The sequence below is a fragment of the Aciduricibacillus chroicocephali genome (genome assembly GCF_030762805.1).
Taxonomy (GTDB): Bacteria; Bacillota; Bacilli; order Bacillales; family Amphibacillaceae; genus Aciduricibacillus; species Aciduricibacillus chroicocephali.
The window spans coordinates 2,159,825-2,175,516 of record NZ_CP129113.1 but is presented as its reverse complement, the minus strand read 5'-3'; the positions used below and the strand labels follow the sequence as shown (position 1 = coordinate 2,175,516).

Below are 15,692 nucleotides of genomic sequence, written 5' to 3'. Positions count from 1 at the left end.
GTCATGAAAGACTATCTTTCCCAAATACAGAGCTCAATGCCGAATCCAGCATGGTCAATTGAACCTGGATCAATGGTGGAGCTCCCGAGTAGTATGCATAAAGAATATGATAAAATATTGCATGGTTTAGTGGAGAATAGAGGGAGCTTTAGAAGTGATCCTGTTTTAAAAAAGAATATGAAAACTTTAGATCGAAATATTGGAGATGGAGAGCTAAACAAATAGATAAAGGTGAATTGTAAAAGGAGTAATTCTGAATGAATAAAGAGGAATTAACAAATTTTATTAAAGAAAATATGGAACCCGATGATTTTACCGGGGGAGTAGATGGAAAACAGATTGATTATGTTCAAGATACCCTAAAGTTAAAATTGCCAGAAAGTTATAGTTGGTTTTTAAAAAATTATGGGTCTGGTGGTTTATATGGTATAGATATTTTAGGAGTGGCTAAGTCTAATATTGCTACTGTTGTTATTGAAACGGAGAGTTATAGAGATTTAGGAATGAGTGAGAATTTAATAGTTATTGAAGATATAGATGAATATGCTTATTGTTTAGATACAAGCAATATGGAGAATAATGAGTGCCCAGTAATAGCGTGGAATAAGCAAGGAGGACTTGATGACTATAATACGGCAGGAAATTTTTATGAGTTTTTATCACAAAGGTTATTGGATGCAAAAGAAGCTTGGGAAGAAGATTGCTAAGATAGATAAATAGAAAGAAATTATAAATGAGATTAAAGAAAATCAAAAACTCTTGATGGCGGTACCATTAAGAGTTTTTATAATGATATTTTGTTTATAAAAGATTGCAATATAATTATGCGAGATGTCGTTTTAATCTAAGAAGTATTTTATATAGCTAACTTAAAAAGCACTTGATTGCCTAGGTAACAGGTGTTTTTCGATTTGCGGTGATTGCGCCTGTTTTCTTGGCTCTGATGGGAAAGGTAAGGAACAAAAAAACAGGGAAATCGGGCGCTGCATGCTTTATTAGCAATAATAGATACTTCTAGCGACTATATTACATTTGTTAGAGGACTTAATAATTGGGCTAATTATAGATTAGAGGGTGGAGTTTCATCTTTACTACAAGGTCTAAGATTAAAGTAGGAGGCTACTATAATGGAAAAACAAGGATGGGTTTCAATTTGGTTAGGGAATATTAACGATGAGGACTCAATAGGAGAGTATGTTGATTTAACGTATGATGAGGATGGCGAGTCTATTCCATCCCAATTCTTTATCGATTTTAATATTGGTATGGCTGAAACAGATGAGGACACTATAGAAAAAGCGGTCTATACGAGTAGTAGTAGAGATATTTCAGCATTATTAGAAGGGTGTTCGTATGAAGAAATTGTCATCCCAAAAGTCCAGAAAAGTATAAACCTAAAAAAACATATAATGCAATAATTTTATTATATAATTTTCAATATAAAAATGAGATTAGTTCAACGGGGGCTTTTGATTTTATTGTTGCTACAAAATATGAGTAAGATAAATCTTAAAGGTATGGAGAATTGATTTAGTTAATGGTTAACTCAGAAATTCTTATCTGGTAGGTTTGCTTTATAATATCAAGAGACTTAAATGCTATTCAAGATATTTTGTATATATTTGAAAGTGTACTCAGCAATAGAAAAGCATGGGCTTTGTATCTACCAAAAAGCCTTAGAAGGATTTATATCATCCTTCTAAGGCGGGCCCATTACTTCTCCAATTTGAATTCAGGTCCATCATAATCTACTTTAACTTTTATTTCTCCACTTTCTATTTTCTTCTTTAAATTATCGATTTTGTCCTTTACAGATTTAGGGACATCAGGAGACAGGCTGAGTCTGACTGCTTTACTGTTCTCCAAGCCAATTTGTTCATTTACATTTGGCTTATATGTGCCGTTTTTAAGCTTTTCTGCAGCTATAAAGCCTGCCATTCCTGAATCCGCTACGGCTGATGCTATGAATACTTGAGGATCCTCTTTAACATAGTCTTTCACATTACCGATATGCTTTAATTTTTTAGCTTTTAGTACTTCCGTTACGCCTTCTCTACCGGAATTTAACATTGTAAATATAATATCGGCACCTTTTTCAACTTGAGCTTCGGCATATTTTTTGGATAAAGCATTATCATCTTGATCACCAATGAAGCTTGTAAGAAGTTTTGCTTCGGGGTTCGTTTGTTTCAAACCATCTGCAAATGCTGCTCTGCCTTTAAGTCCTGGAACTACCCTGATCCCTGACATATGGCCGACTGTTTCACTTTTTGTAAGTAGACCTGCGGCTGCACCAGCCAAGTATGCTGATTCTTCTTGTAATACCTCAAAGCTAGATAAATTCGAGCCTTTTACGTGACCTTGTGTTACGACAAATTGAATATCCGGATATTTTTTAGCGACACTTTCTGTCGCTTCAGAGCCTTGTCCACCATGCATAATAATCATGTCTGGCTGTTTTTTAGCTAATTGTTCCAAAGCATTGGTCATTGATTGCTTTTCGGGTTTTATTTTGTCTATATAATCAACTTTAGCCCCTAAATCATTTTTAATCTTCATCAAACCATTGTAACCAGATTCCATAAATCCTTTGTCTTTAATGTTACCGGGGATCACCATACTGATCTTTAAAGCTTCCTGCTTTTGTTTGTTTGGATTTTTCTCTTTACTGGATTTCTTATCAGCTGCTTCATCTGAGCTGCATGCTGTAAGCAATAATAGCCCCAAAATAATCGGTACCATAAAAAATCTTTTCTTCATAAAAAAACTCCTTTCAAAACAGTGATTTTGATTAATGTAAGCGTTTTCTATGAGGTTTTCAGAATAGGTTCTTCGATACCCTTGTTTATATTTAATAAACATTGAAAGGTGACGCTTTATTATGTATCTCACTAAAACGCTTATACATTAGGGTGCTTTTAGATGTGTATTATTAATAATTAAAAAATTGGTGAATCCGCACAGGGCGATAATCTACACATATCCTATATCGAGAGTACAAACGAATAGGAGTGTATGAATTGGTAAAAAAAGAGGTTGAGCAGCTCATTAATAATCTGATCCAAATTGAACACGTATCGAGCACGTTATATTTGGCGATGTCAGCTTATATGGATCGTAAAAATTACACGGGAATGGCAAAGTGGCTAAGGATTCAGTCTGAAGAGGAGCGCAGGCATATGTTGACGCTGATCGATTATTTAGCTGGAAAAGATGGTGTCGTGAAGTTAGACGCTGTTCCTGCACAACCGAGTGACTTTGGAACACCTCTTGAGACATTCCAAAAGGTTTTGGATCATGAACGCTACGTTACGAATGCGTATCGCCAAGCTTATGACTACATTAGACCAATCGATCCACAGACAGCAGTCATTGTTCAAGATTTCCTAAGAGAACAGATTGATGAGGAAGCACAATCCCTGACCATAGTGGAACGTTTGAGATTGGCAGGAAACAATACTTCGGCACTTTTGCTTCTTGATCAGGAACTTGGCCAAAGAAAAGGTGGTGCAGCTGCCGGACCTGCTCCGGCTCCGGCTGGTTAAATACTACGGTTGGTTGGCCGATCTAAAGACATCCCACAGTCAGCATTGGTGGGGTGTCTTTTCCTACGCTAACTTCATTTCTGGAAATCTTATTGAAGGCAATTAGTGAGCTTCAAGATTTTTTACATTTGTTAAATCAGACATTCCAATTATGGTACAATATGGATTGTGGACAAAGGGAAGGGCAGGTGCTTTTTTTGAAAGCGTTTCTTGGAATCGCTCTAATACTGTGGGGAATTTTCATTCTCTTCTCTGTGCTGTTTAAAATGAAAAATCCGGACTATAAAGATGACGGCACAATTGGTACAAGCGGCTTCATTGAATTGGAGCTTGTATCAAAAACGTTCAACAGGCTACCTGCAGGACTGGCGAAGGGAATTGTTATCGTTACCGGGATATCCTTTGTAGTACTTGGAATTGTTATGATTTGAGGCACGCTTTACATAGGTGAAGACTAAGGTTAAAAAAGTATATTGAGATAAAGGTGAAAAAGATGAAGATAATTAAGCGGATTTCATTAGTGATCGTACTTTTGGTTTTGATTTTTGTAAGTTACAAATATGTTATATTTAAAAAATATTCGGTAGAAAATGGGGATACTGAAAAAGAAATAACGAAGGTTTTAACAAAAAATGAATCCCCTATTTATTTAAAGGATGCATTTTCTTTTGAATGGACGGACGCTTATGTCTTTCAAGCATATACGCCTAGTGAGTCTATAGAAAAGAAAGTTAAAGTAAAGTGGATACCTCAAAAGTCTTTTTTGGGATATCTTTTTGATATAACTGATTTCTCGCTTCAAGATGATGGAAGAATGGAAATGATTTTTGTTAACGAGGACAAAGTAGTGAAGGATATTGTATTTTATTCACGTGAATTCAATATTAAACAAGAGCACCTAAAACGTAATGATACATTAATTTTAAAAGATAAAGAGGATCATATATATTCAATTGCAAAAGATTCAAAAGACTGACCCTTCTAGCGGTTGATACATTGAAGTCCAATCAGCTCGAGTGTATAATGAATACGATAGGGAAGAGAATAAAAATAAGACCGCAAGTGCTGATACACTTGCGGCCAGATACAATAGCTGCTGCTTCAAGAGCGGCTGGCTCGGATCTAAAGAGATATAGACCAATCCCCCAAAGTTTCCAGGCTCAAGGGAGGTCTATTTCTTTTTGTCTAAAATCACGACGATTGTAACGATTAAGGTTAGGGCGCTGATTAGTACGATGCTAAACTGCGCAAGAATACTTAATGTTTCGTATGTCGTAATAGGCCTCACCCCCTTTGTAAGAGGATGAGCCAGACCACCCTTGAGCGAGCCGTTCTATTGTACAAACGTCATTATAGCATAGAGTTCTAAATGCAAACTGAACATAAGTGACCTGGAATCCATATGAAATGAGGTAGGACTGAAATGGCAAAATTTGAATTGTCCCAAGAAGAACGTGAAACCTTGCTCGACACATTAAAAGCCCGTTTTGAAGAAAATATGAATCGACATGAAGGGCTTGAGTGGACTGAAGTTGAAAAGAAATTGACGGCCAGCACGGACAAGCTCTGGTCGCTTAATGAAATGGAAAGTACAGAAGGTGAGCCGGATATTGTCGGATTTGATGAAGAGTCGGGGGAATATATTTTCTTTGATTGCTCGAAGGAAAGTCCAAAGGGCCGCCGGAGTTATTGTTATGATCGTGAAGCGCTTGATGCAAGGAAGAAAAATAAGCCAGGGAACAGTGTGAAAGACGTCGCAGCTGCCATGGGCGTTGAATTGCTGACAGAAGCACAATACCGGGAGCTGCAGAAGCTTGGTGAGTTTGACTTGAAAACATCGAGCTGGATTGAGACACCTGAAGATATTAGAAAAGCAGGCGGGGCTATTTTTTGCGACAGGCGTTATGGGCATGTTTTTGTCTATCATAACGGAGTGGATTCGTACTATGCAGCAAGAGGGTTCCGTGGATCGTTAAGAGTTTGAAAAAAGGCGAGCACCGGAATGTCTTTAGGACGTTCCGGTGCTCGCTTTATATATTGCGGTATATTTTTGAGGACGTGGTTAAAAAATTACTCATCCAACGGCAGGTAAACCGTTCCTTCGCTCGTAATACGTACTGTTGTTGAAATGGAATAGCTGCTACCGGACTCTACATGGATTGTGCCGCCGGGTTGCTGGACGCTGAATGTGCTTTCCTCTAATTGACTGGACAAATAAGCGCCAAGAGCCAGGGTACCGGAACCACAAGCGCGTTCAAAAAATGTGCTCCCTGTGTCAGTTACATGGACATAGGGGCGGATTTCGTAGTCTGTTCCGTCGATGTGCTTGAATGGAATGATGCCAATTGCTTTATCTTGGATTACTTCCTTGATTGCTTCAAGAAGAGCAGGGAATTCTTCTTCTTCCAGCCAGCAATCTGTAACGAAATGCGTAATGCCTTCCATACGGACGACAGAGCCGGAGATGGTTTCGCCGGTGTATGTAATAGAGATTTCTTCAATTGAGAGCGGCTTCGGCATCTCTGCTTTAGACTCGAATAGAACAGGGGAAAGGATTTTAACTTCACAGGCGAGCGGCGAGGCGGCACCGGATGCTTCCATTAAAAAGCTGTTGTCTGTGCACCAGCCTTTATACTTGCCATAGGCAGCTGCGGAGAGAACGGCATTCCCACAAAACTCGCCACCGGACATCTCAAGACGGAGAATCGCATTTTTGTCTTTCGGATCAATAAGGAAACCGGCCTGTTCAGCATTGACGTATTCATAGTCCATCATCATACTGGCGATTTTTGCATAATCGGCAGGATTAGCCTTACTTGTTATAAGTGCTGTCATATTTTGTGAAGGGCTGATTTTGACGTAATCGAGTTTCATAAAATTCCTCTCCTACTTAGTGTTGTGTGTTTGTTCTGTTAGGTTCGCGAAAGTAAGCAATGATGGTGCGACGTAAACCAGTTTTTTGAATAGTATAGCTTGTATTGTGGAGGAGCTGTATTTATTTTTTAAGAAAAGTACGGGATGAAGCATAATGAGGAACGCTGCGTTCTGCATCTGCACGTTCCTATGTTATCATTAACAGCAACTACTGGAACGGGGGAATGCCAGATGAATATTTTGTTCGTATGTACGGGAAATACTTGCCGCAGTCCGATGGCGGCAGCACTTATGAAAGAAAAATATGGAGAGGCTGATGTTCTTTCTGCGGGTATATTTGCCTATAATGGGAGTGGGGCAGCTCCTCAGGCAATTGCCGCGCTGGAGGAGGTTGGTATTGCCGCGCCACACCAGTCACAGAACGTTACGCCGGAACTTCTGGAGTGGGCAGATCTTGTCCTGACAATGACGACGGGGCATAAGCAATCGCTCATTATGCAGTATCCAGGCTATCAGAATAAGTATTTTACCCTAAAGGAATACACTGCCGAGACCGATAAAGAAGTATGGACTCATTTAAAGAAACTTCAAACTGAACTGGAGACAGAACAGGCGACGCTCTCTGCTGAAAGGAAAGCGGAGCTGCTCGCAGAGATTGGCAAATTGGAAAGTAAGCTCATTAATTACGATATTAGTGACCCATTCGGAGGGCCTATTGAACTATATCGGGAAACTTTGAAGGAGCTTGATCGGCATCTGGGACTGCTCTCCGACAAATTGAAGCGTCAGTAGGGGGATTATGGATGGAAAGAAGGTTTTCTTTCAGTTTGCGTCTCAAGCTTGTGCTCTTGACGACGGTGCTCGCCATTATCACGTATTCATGCAGTGCGTTTTTCCTGTACGTCATTTATGATTTTGTCAAACCTTTCTGGGATATTTCCAAGAATACGTTCACGATTTTGACTTTGCTTGCGGGGATTTTCTGGTCCGGTCTGCTTGCTTATTTTGCAGCGAGTTTCATTGTAAGACCGCTCCAACGGCTTGAACATGCGGCAACGAGAGCTGCGGAAGGTTACTTGAATGAACGAGTCGAGATTCCGCATTCAGATGATGAAATTCGAGCGCTTGCGGTCTCATTCCAGAAGATGCTCGATAATCTCACTGGCATGGTACATCAGATTGACGATCACTTTACGCTTACGAATGATTCTGTCGTGCAGATGAAGAACATGACAGACAATGCGGCGGAGCGGGCGCAGATGATTGAAGCAGCGATTTCTGATATATCCAAAGGGGCGGAAAACGCCTCAGCTTCTATGCAGGATACGGCCAGCGCTGTCGAGGCAGCGACGGAGCTTGCTGAACAGGTTGAGGAGAAGGCGCAGCAGTCACGTGGAAAGTCGGAATTTATGCTGGAAACATTGCAGCGCAGTGAGAAGTCAGTGGCAGAGCTTTCCCAAGGAATCGAATGGCTCGCCGATGAGCAGAAACGTTCGCTTCATGATGTGAACAACTTGCAGCGCAACGCCGAACAGGTCGCTTCAATTATCACAATGGTCGGAAGCATTGCTGAGCAGACGAATTTGCTTGCACTCAATGCCTCAATTGAAGCTGCGCGTGCTGGTGAACAAGGTAAGGGCTTCGCGGTTGTTGCCGAGGAAGTACGCAAGCTGGCAGATGAAAGTGCTGATGCAGCGAAACGGATTTCAGAGTTAATTAAGACGATCCAGCAAGATGTTCGCCAAGTTGTTGAGAAGATTGAAGTGCATGTTGAACGTGCTGCTCAGGAAGCGGGCAATAGCCGTGAAACGAACAAGGCAATTGGTGAAATGTCCGAATCCGTTACAGAAGTCGCTTCGGAGATCGAATTGATTGGGGAGCTAGTGAAGAAGCAGTTGGATTCAATCCAAAGTACAGTGCGCCAGTCACAGGAAGTTGCCGCGATTGCGGAACAGACTTCAGCGGCATCTGAAGAAGCGAATGCAAATGTTGATGAACAAACAAGCATTATTAAGGACGTCAATGAATTGTCGCTTAGTCTTCAGGAGCAGGCGGAGAACTTATCCGGGAAAATCAAACAATTCCATATTTAGTTTAGTATCCGCAATTTTGAATAAGGGAAACCTTACTCAGATTTGCGGATTTTTTTATCTACTGTTGCTGGAAGCGTGTACGGTAAATGTAGTAGAATGAGGATAGAACATATTTTCTTTATAAAGGAGCTAGACATCCATGAAGGTCATTTTGACTGCTGATCATGCGGGCATGGCAATCCGCAATGAGGTTATTTCATTGCTTGAAGAATTGAATTTCGAATACGAAGATACAGGTTGCGACTGCAAAAGCTCTGTAGATTATCCGGACTACGCCCTTCCTGCTGCAAAGCGTGTGGCAAGCGGCGAATTTGATCGTGGCATTTTTATCTGCGGGACAGGCATTGGCATGTCGATCGCAGCGAATAAAGTAAAAGGCATCCGCTGTGCACTCGTACATGACTGCTTCACGGCAAAAGCGACACGCCAGCACAATGACTCCAACATCCTTGCGATGGGCGAGCGCGTCATCGGACCAGGTCTTGCTCGTGAAATCGCAAAAATCTGGCTCGAAACAGAATTCGATGGCGGACGTCACGAAAACCGCATCGGCAAAATTTCCAAGTATGAAGACGAAATGTGATAAAGGCTCGTTCGGAGGCAAACGCATAAGCAGAATTGCGGAAGGCTGGTGTCCTTTCCAGCCTGTAGTAAGGCGGCTTATGTCGGCAGCCTTCAGCCTTTAGAACTTGACAGAGCGAAATGTAAAGACGGCTCGTTCAGGAGCGCCGCTCATAGGCAGGCGATGCAAAGGGTGCGGGTCTTAGCAACCGTCGCAGCGACTGGCAGTGACGCAAGCTCCTAGTCGTCTGAACTAGACAGAAAAAAATTCCTAACTACAGTTTCGGCATATGTCCTGCTTTTCCATGAAAAGTCTGGCAGATGCCGATTTTTTACAAGGTGAAACGGGAATAGTAATATGCATGTCAAAATGTACGGGAGGCTTGATGAGATGGATTTGAAAGAAAGAGTACGTGAAGACCTCGGGAAAATGATCGATGAGTGGGTGGGTTCCGGATTTCTCCATAAAGGGGAACTTTTCGTGCTTGGCTGTTCAACGAGTGAAGTAGCCGGCAAGCATATTGGCACGAGCGGGAGTGAAGAAATCGCTGCGGAAATATTCAGCGCGATGAAGGATTTGCAGAAGCGTACGGGCGTCCGTCTTGCTTTCCAGTGCTGTGAGCATCTAAATCGTGCTATCGTCGTCGAGCGTGAAACTATGCAGACCGAGCGTTATGAGGAAGTGTCGGCCATCCCGGTTCCGACAGCAGGCGGTTCCATGGCGGCCTATGCTTATAAAAATATGGATGATCCGGTTGTCGTCGAGCATATTAAGGCAGTTGCGGGCATGGATATTGGAGAAACGATGATCGGCATGCAGCTGAAGCACGTTGCCGTACCGCTTCGTTTCCAGCAAAAGTCGATTGGTGATGCCCATGTATCAGGTGCACGTACACGTCCGAAACTGATTGGCGGCAAACGCGCTAATTACGAGAATACAAGAATGAACAACCGCTGCACATGATGCAGTGGTTGTTTTGATTTTAATCGAGAGGGTACCGCTGAAGGGCGAGCCACTGCGAGCCGTCTTCACTAATGTACGAGTTTCTTATAGTCGGAGTCAGCCTCTTTTTACAGTCTGCTCGACACGTTTCAAATAAGAATTTTGTCAAAGTTTTTCCGTGAATTGTATTAAATATTAGAAAAACTTGCAATTTAGGGAGAAGTTTTAGTAAGATAGATATGCTTCAGTTGCATTTATATCTATTATTTTAGTAGAATATGAGAACATGCAGCAAAAAATATAATGATACATACATAGGAGGTCTTTTAAAATGGCATTGGATCACTTGAAGAAGTCCGACCCGTCTTTGGTTACGGCAATCGAGAACGAAAAGAAACGCCAGCAGAACAACATTGAGCTAATCGCATCTGAGAACTTTGTTTCCGAGGCAGTAATGGAAGCACAAGGCTCAGTTTTGACAAATAAATACGCTGAAGGTTACCCAGGAAAGCGTTACTACGGTGGATGTGAACACGTAGACGTTGTTGAGGATCTTGCACGCGACCGCGCGAAAGAACTATTCGGCGCTGAGCATGTTAACGTTCAGACACACTCTGGAGCACAGGCTAACATGGCTGTATACTTCACAATCCTACAGCCTGGCGATACTGTACTTGGTATGAACCTTAGCCACGGTGGTCACTTGACTCACGGTAGCCCAGTTAACTTCTCTGGTATCCTTTACAACTTCGTAGACTACGGTGTTGACAAGGAAACTGAATTGCTTGATTACGATGTAGTTCGTGAAAAAGCTCTTGAAGTTAAGCCTAAGCTTATCGTAGCTGGTGCTTCTGCTTACTCACGTCCAATCGATTTCAAGAAATTCCGCGAAATCGCTGACGAAGTAGGAGCTTACTTGCTAGTAGACATGGCTCACATCGCTGGTCTTGTAGCTGCAGGTCTTCACCAGAACCCTGTTGAGCATGCTCATTTCGTTACAACAACTACACACAAAACACTTCGCGGCCCACGTGGCGGTATGGTTATGTGTAAAGAAGAATTCGCTAAGAAAATCGACAAAGTTGTCTTCCCTGGTATGCAGGGTGGTCCTTTGATGCACGTTGTTGCTGCTAAAGCTGCTGCTTTCGGCGAAGCACTTACTCCTGAGTTCAAGAAGTACGCTCAGCAAGTAATCGACAATGCGAAAGCTCTTTCTGCTACACTTCAGGAAGAAGGCATCCGCATCGTATCTGGTGGTACAGACAACCACATCGTGTTGCTTGATGTGTCTGGTCTTGGAATCACTGGTAAAGTAGCTGAAGAAGCTCTTGACGCTGTTGGTCTTACTACAAACAAAAACACAATTCCTTACGATCAAGAATCTCCATTCGTTACAAGCGGTATCCGTACTGGTACAGCTGCTGCGACTTCACGCGGTTTCGGCGAAGAAGAGTTCAAAGAAGTCGGCAAAATCATCGCTTCTGTTCTTAAGAACCTCGATGACGAAGCTGTACAAAAAGAGGCTGCTAAGCGCGTAACTGCACTTACTGACAGATTCCCTCTTTACGCTTAATTTATAGAAAAAGCACATTCCTGGAAACAGGAGTGTGCTTTTTTGTGTGGTCAGATATCTGTACGGTTCATAACCCGAGTTTAGGCAGGTCAAAGAATTGCTTGAAAACATATAGAAAGCAGGCAGCGAAATAAGGCATATCCTCTAGGTGAAGAAGATGAGTAGTTATTATTATCTTCCAGTATAGTGCACGAACATACTTGAGAGCGGGAGGAGACCAATTGACTAAGATAAATTTGCAAGAGTCAGAGATCCAAGCGGCTTTAAATGATCTGAATTCTCAGGCAGACGGATTCAGCGCCGGATTCGGAAAGACAATGGACGGCGACAACCAAATGGACATGGCTGACAAGATTGAAGAAATTAACAGCCTTTACGAAAGTATTAAGCAAAGTTATAAGGACATCCTTCTCAGTCATATTCAATCGACAAAAAAGGCGGTTCATACAATGAAGGAAAAGGATGAGGAAATTAGCAGGGCAACAAGATTGGTGGAATAAGCATTCACAGGCCATTAGCCTGGCGAAGCAGTTACTTAGATGGGGTGATCAATTTGAAAGTATTGGATGCCTTGCATTTGCGTAAGGGAATTCAATCGACTATAAATGATATTGAAGAGACACATGGTGAAATTACAGCAATTCAGAAAGGTGTCGCCGGCATGACAGAGCTTGGTGATGCACTTGAAGGTAAGATGGGGAGTGCGATCCGCAATTTTTACAATGTGTGCCACCAGCCTTATCTCGTCAACATGTATCAGACACTTACTGAATACAAAAATACATTAAAAAAAGCAGGAGATGCGATTACAAGCTTCGATCCTGTTGAAACTGCTTATGTGAAAGAAGCCTTTCTTGATCAGGACGTGCCTTCTGATTTGAAAAACATAGAGAAAACAGCTTCCGGTTTGACAGACGAGGCGAATGACGTCGTCTCCAGCGTATCTGACATTGTATCTTTGCCTAAATTAGATGATGGCCCTTTGCTTGAAGGAATCCAGACGGGTAAGAAGAAAGCTAAGTCTACTCTTGAGGACCTGCACAGTCTTGATCAATCCCAGACAGCTGCACTTGATAAAGTGCTTGCCGAGTTCAAAACGCTGGAAAGCTATTTGAGCGAGCTGAAGAGCAAAGTAAACGACGGCGGTATCTCCATTTCGAATTTCAAAGTTGAATCAGTCAGCGGTCTCCCGACACACGCTAAAATTATGGAACAAGTATCTCGGCAAGCGCCGAAAGGGTCGGAGCGGCTTGAAAATAAAGGGGACGAAGCCAAGAAGACCAAGGATGGCAATTTTGGTGTTGACCCTTCTGCCTTTATATATGATTGGGAAAAAGATCAATGGATACCATCGGGTGTAGTGGGTGCTGGTATGGGGGTTAAAGATTTTGAGGATATGAGAAGGAAGGTAAAACAGGGGGCGAAAATCGAAAGAATTGAGAATAAATCAAGAGAAGTCAGATTTAAGGCTCATAAACCGGAATTGCTTGGGCTTGGTGAACAAAAGAAGAAGGGTAGAAACACCAAAATTTTCCATGAAAGCCACATGGATTCTAAGGGCGGAAAGAAACTAGAGTTTAGAAAATATGTAAAAATAGGGAGCGGTGCAGTTTCAGGACTTGCAAGTAAAGCAGGCTGGGTCGGCAATGTCGTCGGTGCTGCAGGAAATGCCGTGCGCGATTACAGAAATGGAACATCATTAACAGATTTAGCAGGGAACGCGAGTGTAGATATGGGAATTGGTGCTGTTTCGATGGCAACGGGTGCGGTGGTTTCTGCTGCAGCAGTTGGTATTTTCGGGGCACCCTTATTAGTCGGTGCAGGCTTAGCGCTCGGTGCTTCGATAGGAGTATCCATGTTTGCGGACGGTTTCAAGATAGGTAATAAGAGTATTTCCAATCACCTGAAAAGTGGCGTCAAAGCTGGTGTCGGTGCAACTAAAAAAGGTCTAAAAACTGTCGCTGGATGGTTTAAGAAAAAGAAATGATTTCGAATGAATTGTGGTGATTCAATGCTAAAAATAGATGAACGAATAAAATGGAAGGAATTACCTAGATATATATCAGAGCAATTAAGCTTTGTGGACATCTTCAATATAAAAGCTGGCATAGCAATCGCTGTATTCGTGATGGTTGATCTATTTATGATAATTCCGTTGTTAATCCCACTTGTGCCCATATATTTGTATATATTGCTGCCACCCCTAATTATCATCAATATATGGGGTGTTTGGATTATTGTGCGCAATCCATATTCCGTCCAATATGAGACGATTCTGATACTGGCTGCAATGGGGATTTTTGCATCACCCACCTATCTAATTCTCGCGCATAAAATGGCCTATTACCATGCAGGTATCCATAGTTGGAGCTACTATGTCATCGTAACACTAGTATATGTGATAACAACTCTATGGATCTTGCAATACCGTTTAAACCGTTTTAAAGATTTGAGCTATGAAACGCTGGTAAAATGGAAGAAAGAAGAGGGGGAGCAATTCAGAGGAAAAGGGGCGAGGAACCGAAAGTTTGATGGAAACAAATATATGGCTATTATTCTTTATGTTCCAGCTATCGGCTATCTGATTGCCCAGGGTATTAAACATAATGAGGCAGGTGTCGCAATTACTCTAATCTTAAGCTTCCTAGGCCTTGCGTCTTTCTTTTCATATGCAGGGATCAAATTCACCCACCGTCTCTTCATGATGAAAGCGAATCCGCAACTGGTTGTATTGCGTACTCCAAGCAAATCAAAATATAGAAATGGCATTGTGAAGAGGGACCAGAAGATAAAGTGAGAAAGACGATGGATGTTCTTAATGAAGAAACTGGATAGGCGACTGAGCAAATAACGTTAAAGTAGAAGCGCGGTGATCCAATGCTGAAAATAGATAACAACTAAGAAGGAAGGAACTGCCTAACTATATATTAGATCAATTGGATTTTGTAGATGTTTTCAATATTAGATCGAGTATCGCAATCTTCATATTTTTAATGATCGATCTCTTCATGGCCATTCCGCTGTTTTTCCCGCTTATCCCTATATATTTGTATGTTTTGCTTCCGCCCCTTGTCTTCATTAACTTGTGGGGTATCTGGATTATCGTACGCGACCCATATTCCGTTCAGCGCGAAGAAAACCAGACAGGAAAAAGAATAAAAAGAATGGATGGCTTGATGTAAACAAGTAAATGGCGATTATTCTCTATGTTACGGCAATCGGTTATCTAATTGCCCAGAGTATGAAACATAGCGAGACAGGTGCGGCATCTGTTTTGATTATCTGCTTCTTAACCATATTTTCATATGCAGGCATCAAATTTACCGTCTCCTTGTAATGAAGGCTAACCCGCAGTTTGTTTATCTGGAAACACCACCAAAGTCAGTCTATATAAAAGAGTATGTGCAAGGGGAAACGAAAGCTTAAATGAGAAATGCGAATGTTAGCTTTTGTGCTGAAACCAGGATAATCAGCTAAGGCTGAAAAATTCCTGATATACGACAAGTATGGAAGTGCATGACGCCCCTATATTGTGCGTGATTTGTCCTAATTCATGTAAATTTTAAAAAAGGAGAGGCTCCCATGACAACTTTATTTCCGAATGGCACGATTGTATCGCTGGAAGGCGGCAACAAGAAACTCATGATTTATGGCAGGAAGCAGCTCGTTACCGAAAATGAAGGTGAAGAGTCAGGAAAGCAGTATGATTATATCGGCGTTCCTTATCCTGAAGGCTATATCAGTCCAGAGTATACATATGTGTTCAATCATTCCGATGTTGTTGAAGTCATTTTCCGAGGATTTGAAAATGAAGAGGAAGAGAATTTCCAGGAAGTGCTAGAACAGTCCTGACATGCGAATTCGCACGTGTTCAATTTCCGAGAAAAAGGCGCATTCCCTTTATGGGTGTGCGTTTTTTGATTTGCTAAGCTGTTTCAAAAAACTAAAAAATTAGAAAAGAATAGGAGAGTTTTAATATATACTGCATGGCTCATCGCCATCTTCTTTTAGTTCTTACGGTATGAATTCACCTCTTAAAGGGAAAGAGAAAATGAGCTGTATACGCATTCTCATTATTGCGACAACACAATCCAACTTGAAAC

General features: G+C 41.7%; 19 protein-coding genes. 16 read left to right on the top strand and 3 right to left on the bottom strand.

From position 1 onward, the window contains the following. The first annotated feature begins 3 nt into the window (after nt 1-3). The 3 genes from QR721_RS11290 (at nt 4) to QR721_RS11280 (ending at nt 1,418) form a co-directional block, all read left to right on the top strand. Nucleotides 4-225, top strand: coding sequence for an HNH/ENDO VII family nuclease (locus tag QR721_RS11290; protein WP_348027005.1), 222 nt, complete (start codon nt 4-6; stop codon nt 223-225). Nucleotides 226-257: 32 nt separating this feature from the next. Continuing rightward, nucleotides 258-707 (top strand): SMI1/KNR4 family protein, encoded by a 450-nt coding sequence (locus QR721_RS11285; protein WP_348027003.1) that lies wholly within the window; start codon nt 258-260, stop codon nt 705-707. A gap of 420 nt (nt 708-1,127) precedes the next feature. Continuing rightward, the gene (locus QR721_RS11280; RefSeq protein WP_348027001.1) at nt 1,128-1,418 is read left to right on the top strand and encodes an immunity 22 family protein; all 291 of its coding nucleotides are present in this window, start codon (nt 1,128-1,130) and stop codon (nt 1,416-1,418) included. 295 nt (nt 1,419-1,713) lie between these two features. On the opposite strand, the gene QR721_RS11275 is transcribed toward QR721_RS11280, so the two are convergent. Next, nucleotides 1,714-2,760 (bottom strand): BMP family protein, encoded by a 1,047-nt coding sequence (locus QR721_RS11275; protein ID WP_348026999.1) that lies wholly within the window; start codon nt 2,758-2,760, stop codon nt 1,714-1,716. A gap of 260 nt (nt 2,761-3,020) precedes the next feature. On the opposite strand from QR721_RS11275, the gene QR721_RS11270 reads away from it, so the two are divergent. The 3 genes from QR721_RS11270 to QR721_RS11260 all read left to right on the top strand — a co-directional run bounded on the left by QR721_RS11270 (nt 3,021) and on the right by QR721_RS11260 (nt 4,521). Then, on the top strand, nt 3,021-3,545 hold the full coding sequence (locus QR721_RS11270) for a ferritin (protein WP_348026997.1): 525 nt from the start codon (nt 3,021-3,023) through the stop codon (nt 3,543-3,545). Nucleotides 3,546-3,733: 188 nt separating this feature from the next. Beyond that, nucleotides 3,734-3,976, top strand: a complete 243-nt coding sequence (locus QR721_RS11265; protein WP_348026995.1) for a hypothetical protein — start codon at nt 3,734-3,736, stop codon at nt 3,974-3,976. A gap of 62 nt (nt 3,977-4,038) precedes the next feature. Beyond that, nucleotides 4,039-4,521, top strand: a complete 483-nt coding sequence (locus QR721_RS11260) for a hypothetical protein (RefSeq protein ID WP_348026993.1) — start codon at nt 4,039-4,041, stop codon at nt 4,519-4,521. Nucleotides 4,522-4,716: 195 nt separating this feature from the next. Here the strand turns inward: QR721_RS11260 and QR721_RS13920 are convergent, their stop codons facing one another. Continuing rightward, nucleotides 4,717-4,833, bottom strand: a complete 117-nt coding sequence (locus tag QR721_RS13920) for a putative holin-like toxin (RefSeq protein ID WP_431189502.1) — start codon at nt 4,831-4,833, stop codon at nt 4,717-4,719. Nucleotides 4,834-4,968: 135 nt separating this feature from the next. Between QR721_RS13920 and QR721_RS11255 the strand changes: the two genes are divergently transcribed. Continuing rightward, nucleotides 4,969-5,529 carry a DUF4256 domain-containing protein gene (locus tag QR721_RS11255; protein ID WP_348026991.1) on the top strand — a complete coding sequence of 187 codons (561 nt, stop codon included), beginning with the start codon at nt 4,969-4,971 and terminating at the stop codon, nt 5,527-5,529. A gap of 86 nt (nt 5,530-5,615) precedes the next feature. Here the strand turns inward: QR721_RS11255 and QR721_RS11250 are convergent, their stop codons facing one another. Continuing rightward, nucleotides 5,616-6,419 (bottom strand): histidine racemase CntK family protein, encoded by an 804-nt coding sequence (locus tag QR721_RS11250; protein ID WP_348026989.1) that lies wholly within the window; start codon nt 6,417-6,419, stop codon nt 5,616-5,618. 231 nt (nt 6,420-6,650) lie between these two features. On the opposite strand from QR721_RS11250, the gene QR721_RS11245 reads away from it, so the two are divergent. From QR721_RS11245 to QR721_RS11205, 9 genes are all read left to right on the top strand, one after another. Beyond that, on the top strand, nt 6,651-7,211 hold the full coding sequence (locus QR721_RS11245; RefSeq protein WP_348026988.1) for a low molecular weight protein arginine phosphatase: 561 nt from the start codon (nt 6,651-6,653) through the stop codon (nt 7,209-7,211). A gap of 11 nt (nt 7,212-7,222) precedes the next feature. Continuing rightward, a complete protein-coding gene (locus QR721_RS11240) occupies nt 7,223-8,512 on the top strand; it encodes a methyl-accepting chemotaxis protein (protein WP_348026986.1) in 1,290 nt (429 codons plus the stop codon). 139 nt (nt 8,513-8,651) lie between these two features. After that, nucleotides 8,652-9,095, top strand: a complete 444-nt coding sequence (gene rpiB / locus QR721_RS11235; RefSeq protein ID WP_348026984.1) for a ribose 5-phosphate isomerase B — start codon at nt 8,652-8,654, stop codon at nt 9,093-9,095. 369 nt (nt 9,096-9,464) lie between these two features. Continuing rightward, on the top strand, nt 9,465-10,037 hold the full coding sequence (locus QR721_RS11230; RefSeq protein ID WP_348026982.1) for a TIGR01440 family protein: 573 nt from the start codon (nt 9,465-9,467) through the stop codon (nt 10,035-10,037). A gap of 310 nt (nt 10,038-10,347) precedes the next feature. Beyond that, on the top strand, nt 10,348-11,589 hold the full coding sequence (locus QR721_RS11225) for a serine hydroxymethyltransferase (RefSeq protein WP_348026980.1): 1,242 nt from the start codon (nt 10,348-10,350) through the stop codon (nt 11,587-11,589). Between the two features lie 221 nt (nt 11,590-11,810). After that, nucleotides 11,811-12,089, top strand: coding sequence for a YwqI/YxiC family protein (locus tag QR721_RS11220; RefSeq protein ID WP_348026978.1), 279 nt, complete (start codon nt 11,811-11,813; stop codon nt 12,087-12,089). A 53-nt stretch (nt 12,090-12,142) separates the two neighbouring features. After that, nucleotides 12,143-13,576, top strand: coding sequence for an LXG domain-containing protein (locus QR721_RS11215; protein WP_348026976.1), 1,434 nt, complete (start codon nt 12,143-12,145; stop codon nt 13,574-13,576). A gap of 24 nt (nt 13,577-13,600) precedes the next feature. Next, complete coding sequence (locus QR721_RS11210; protein WP_348026974.1) at nt 13,601-14,386, top strand: hypothetical protein; 786 nt, start codon at nt 13,601-13,603, stop codon at nt 14,384-14,386. A gap of 785 nt (nt 14,387-15,171) precedes the next feature. After that, on the top strand, nt 15,172-15,441 hold the full coding sequence (locus QR721_RS11205; protein WP_348026972.1) for a DUF4176 domain-containing protein: 270 nt from the start codon (nt 15,172-15,174) through the stop codon (nt 15,439-15,441). Nucleotides 15,442-15,692 lie beyond the last annotated feature (251 nt).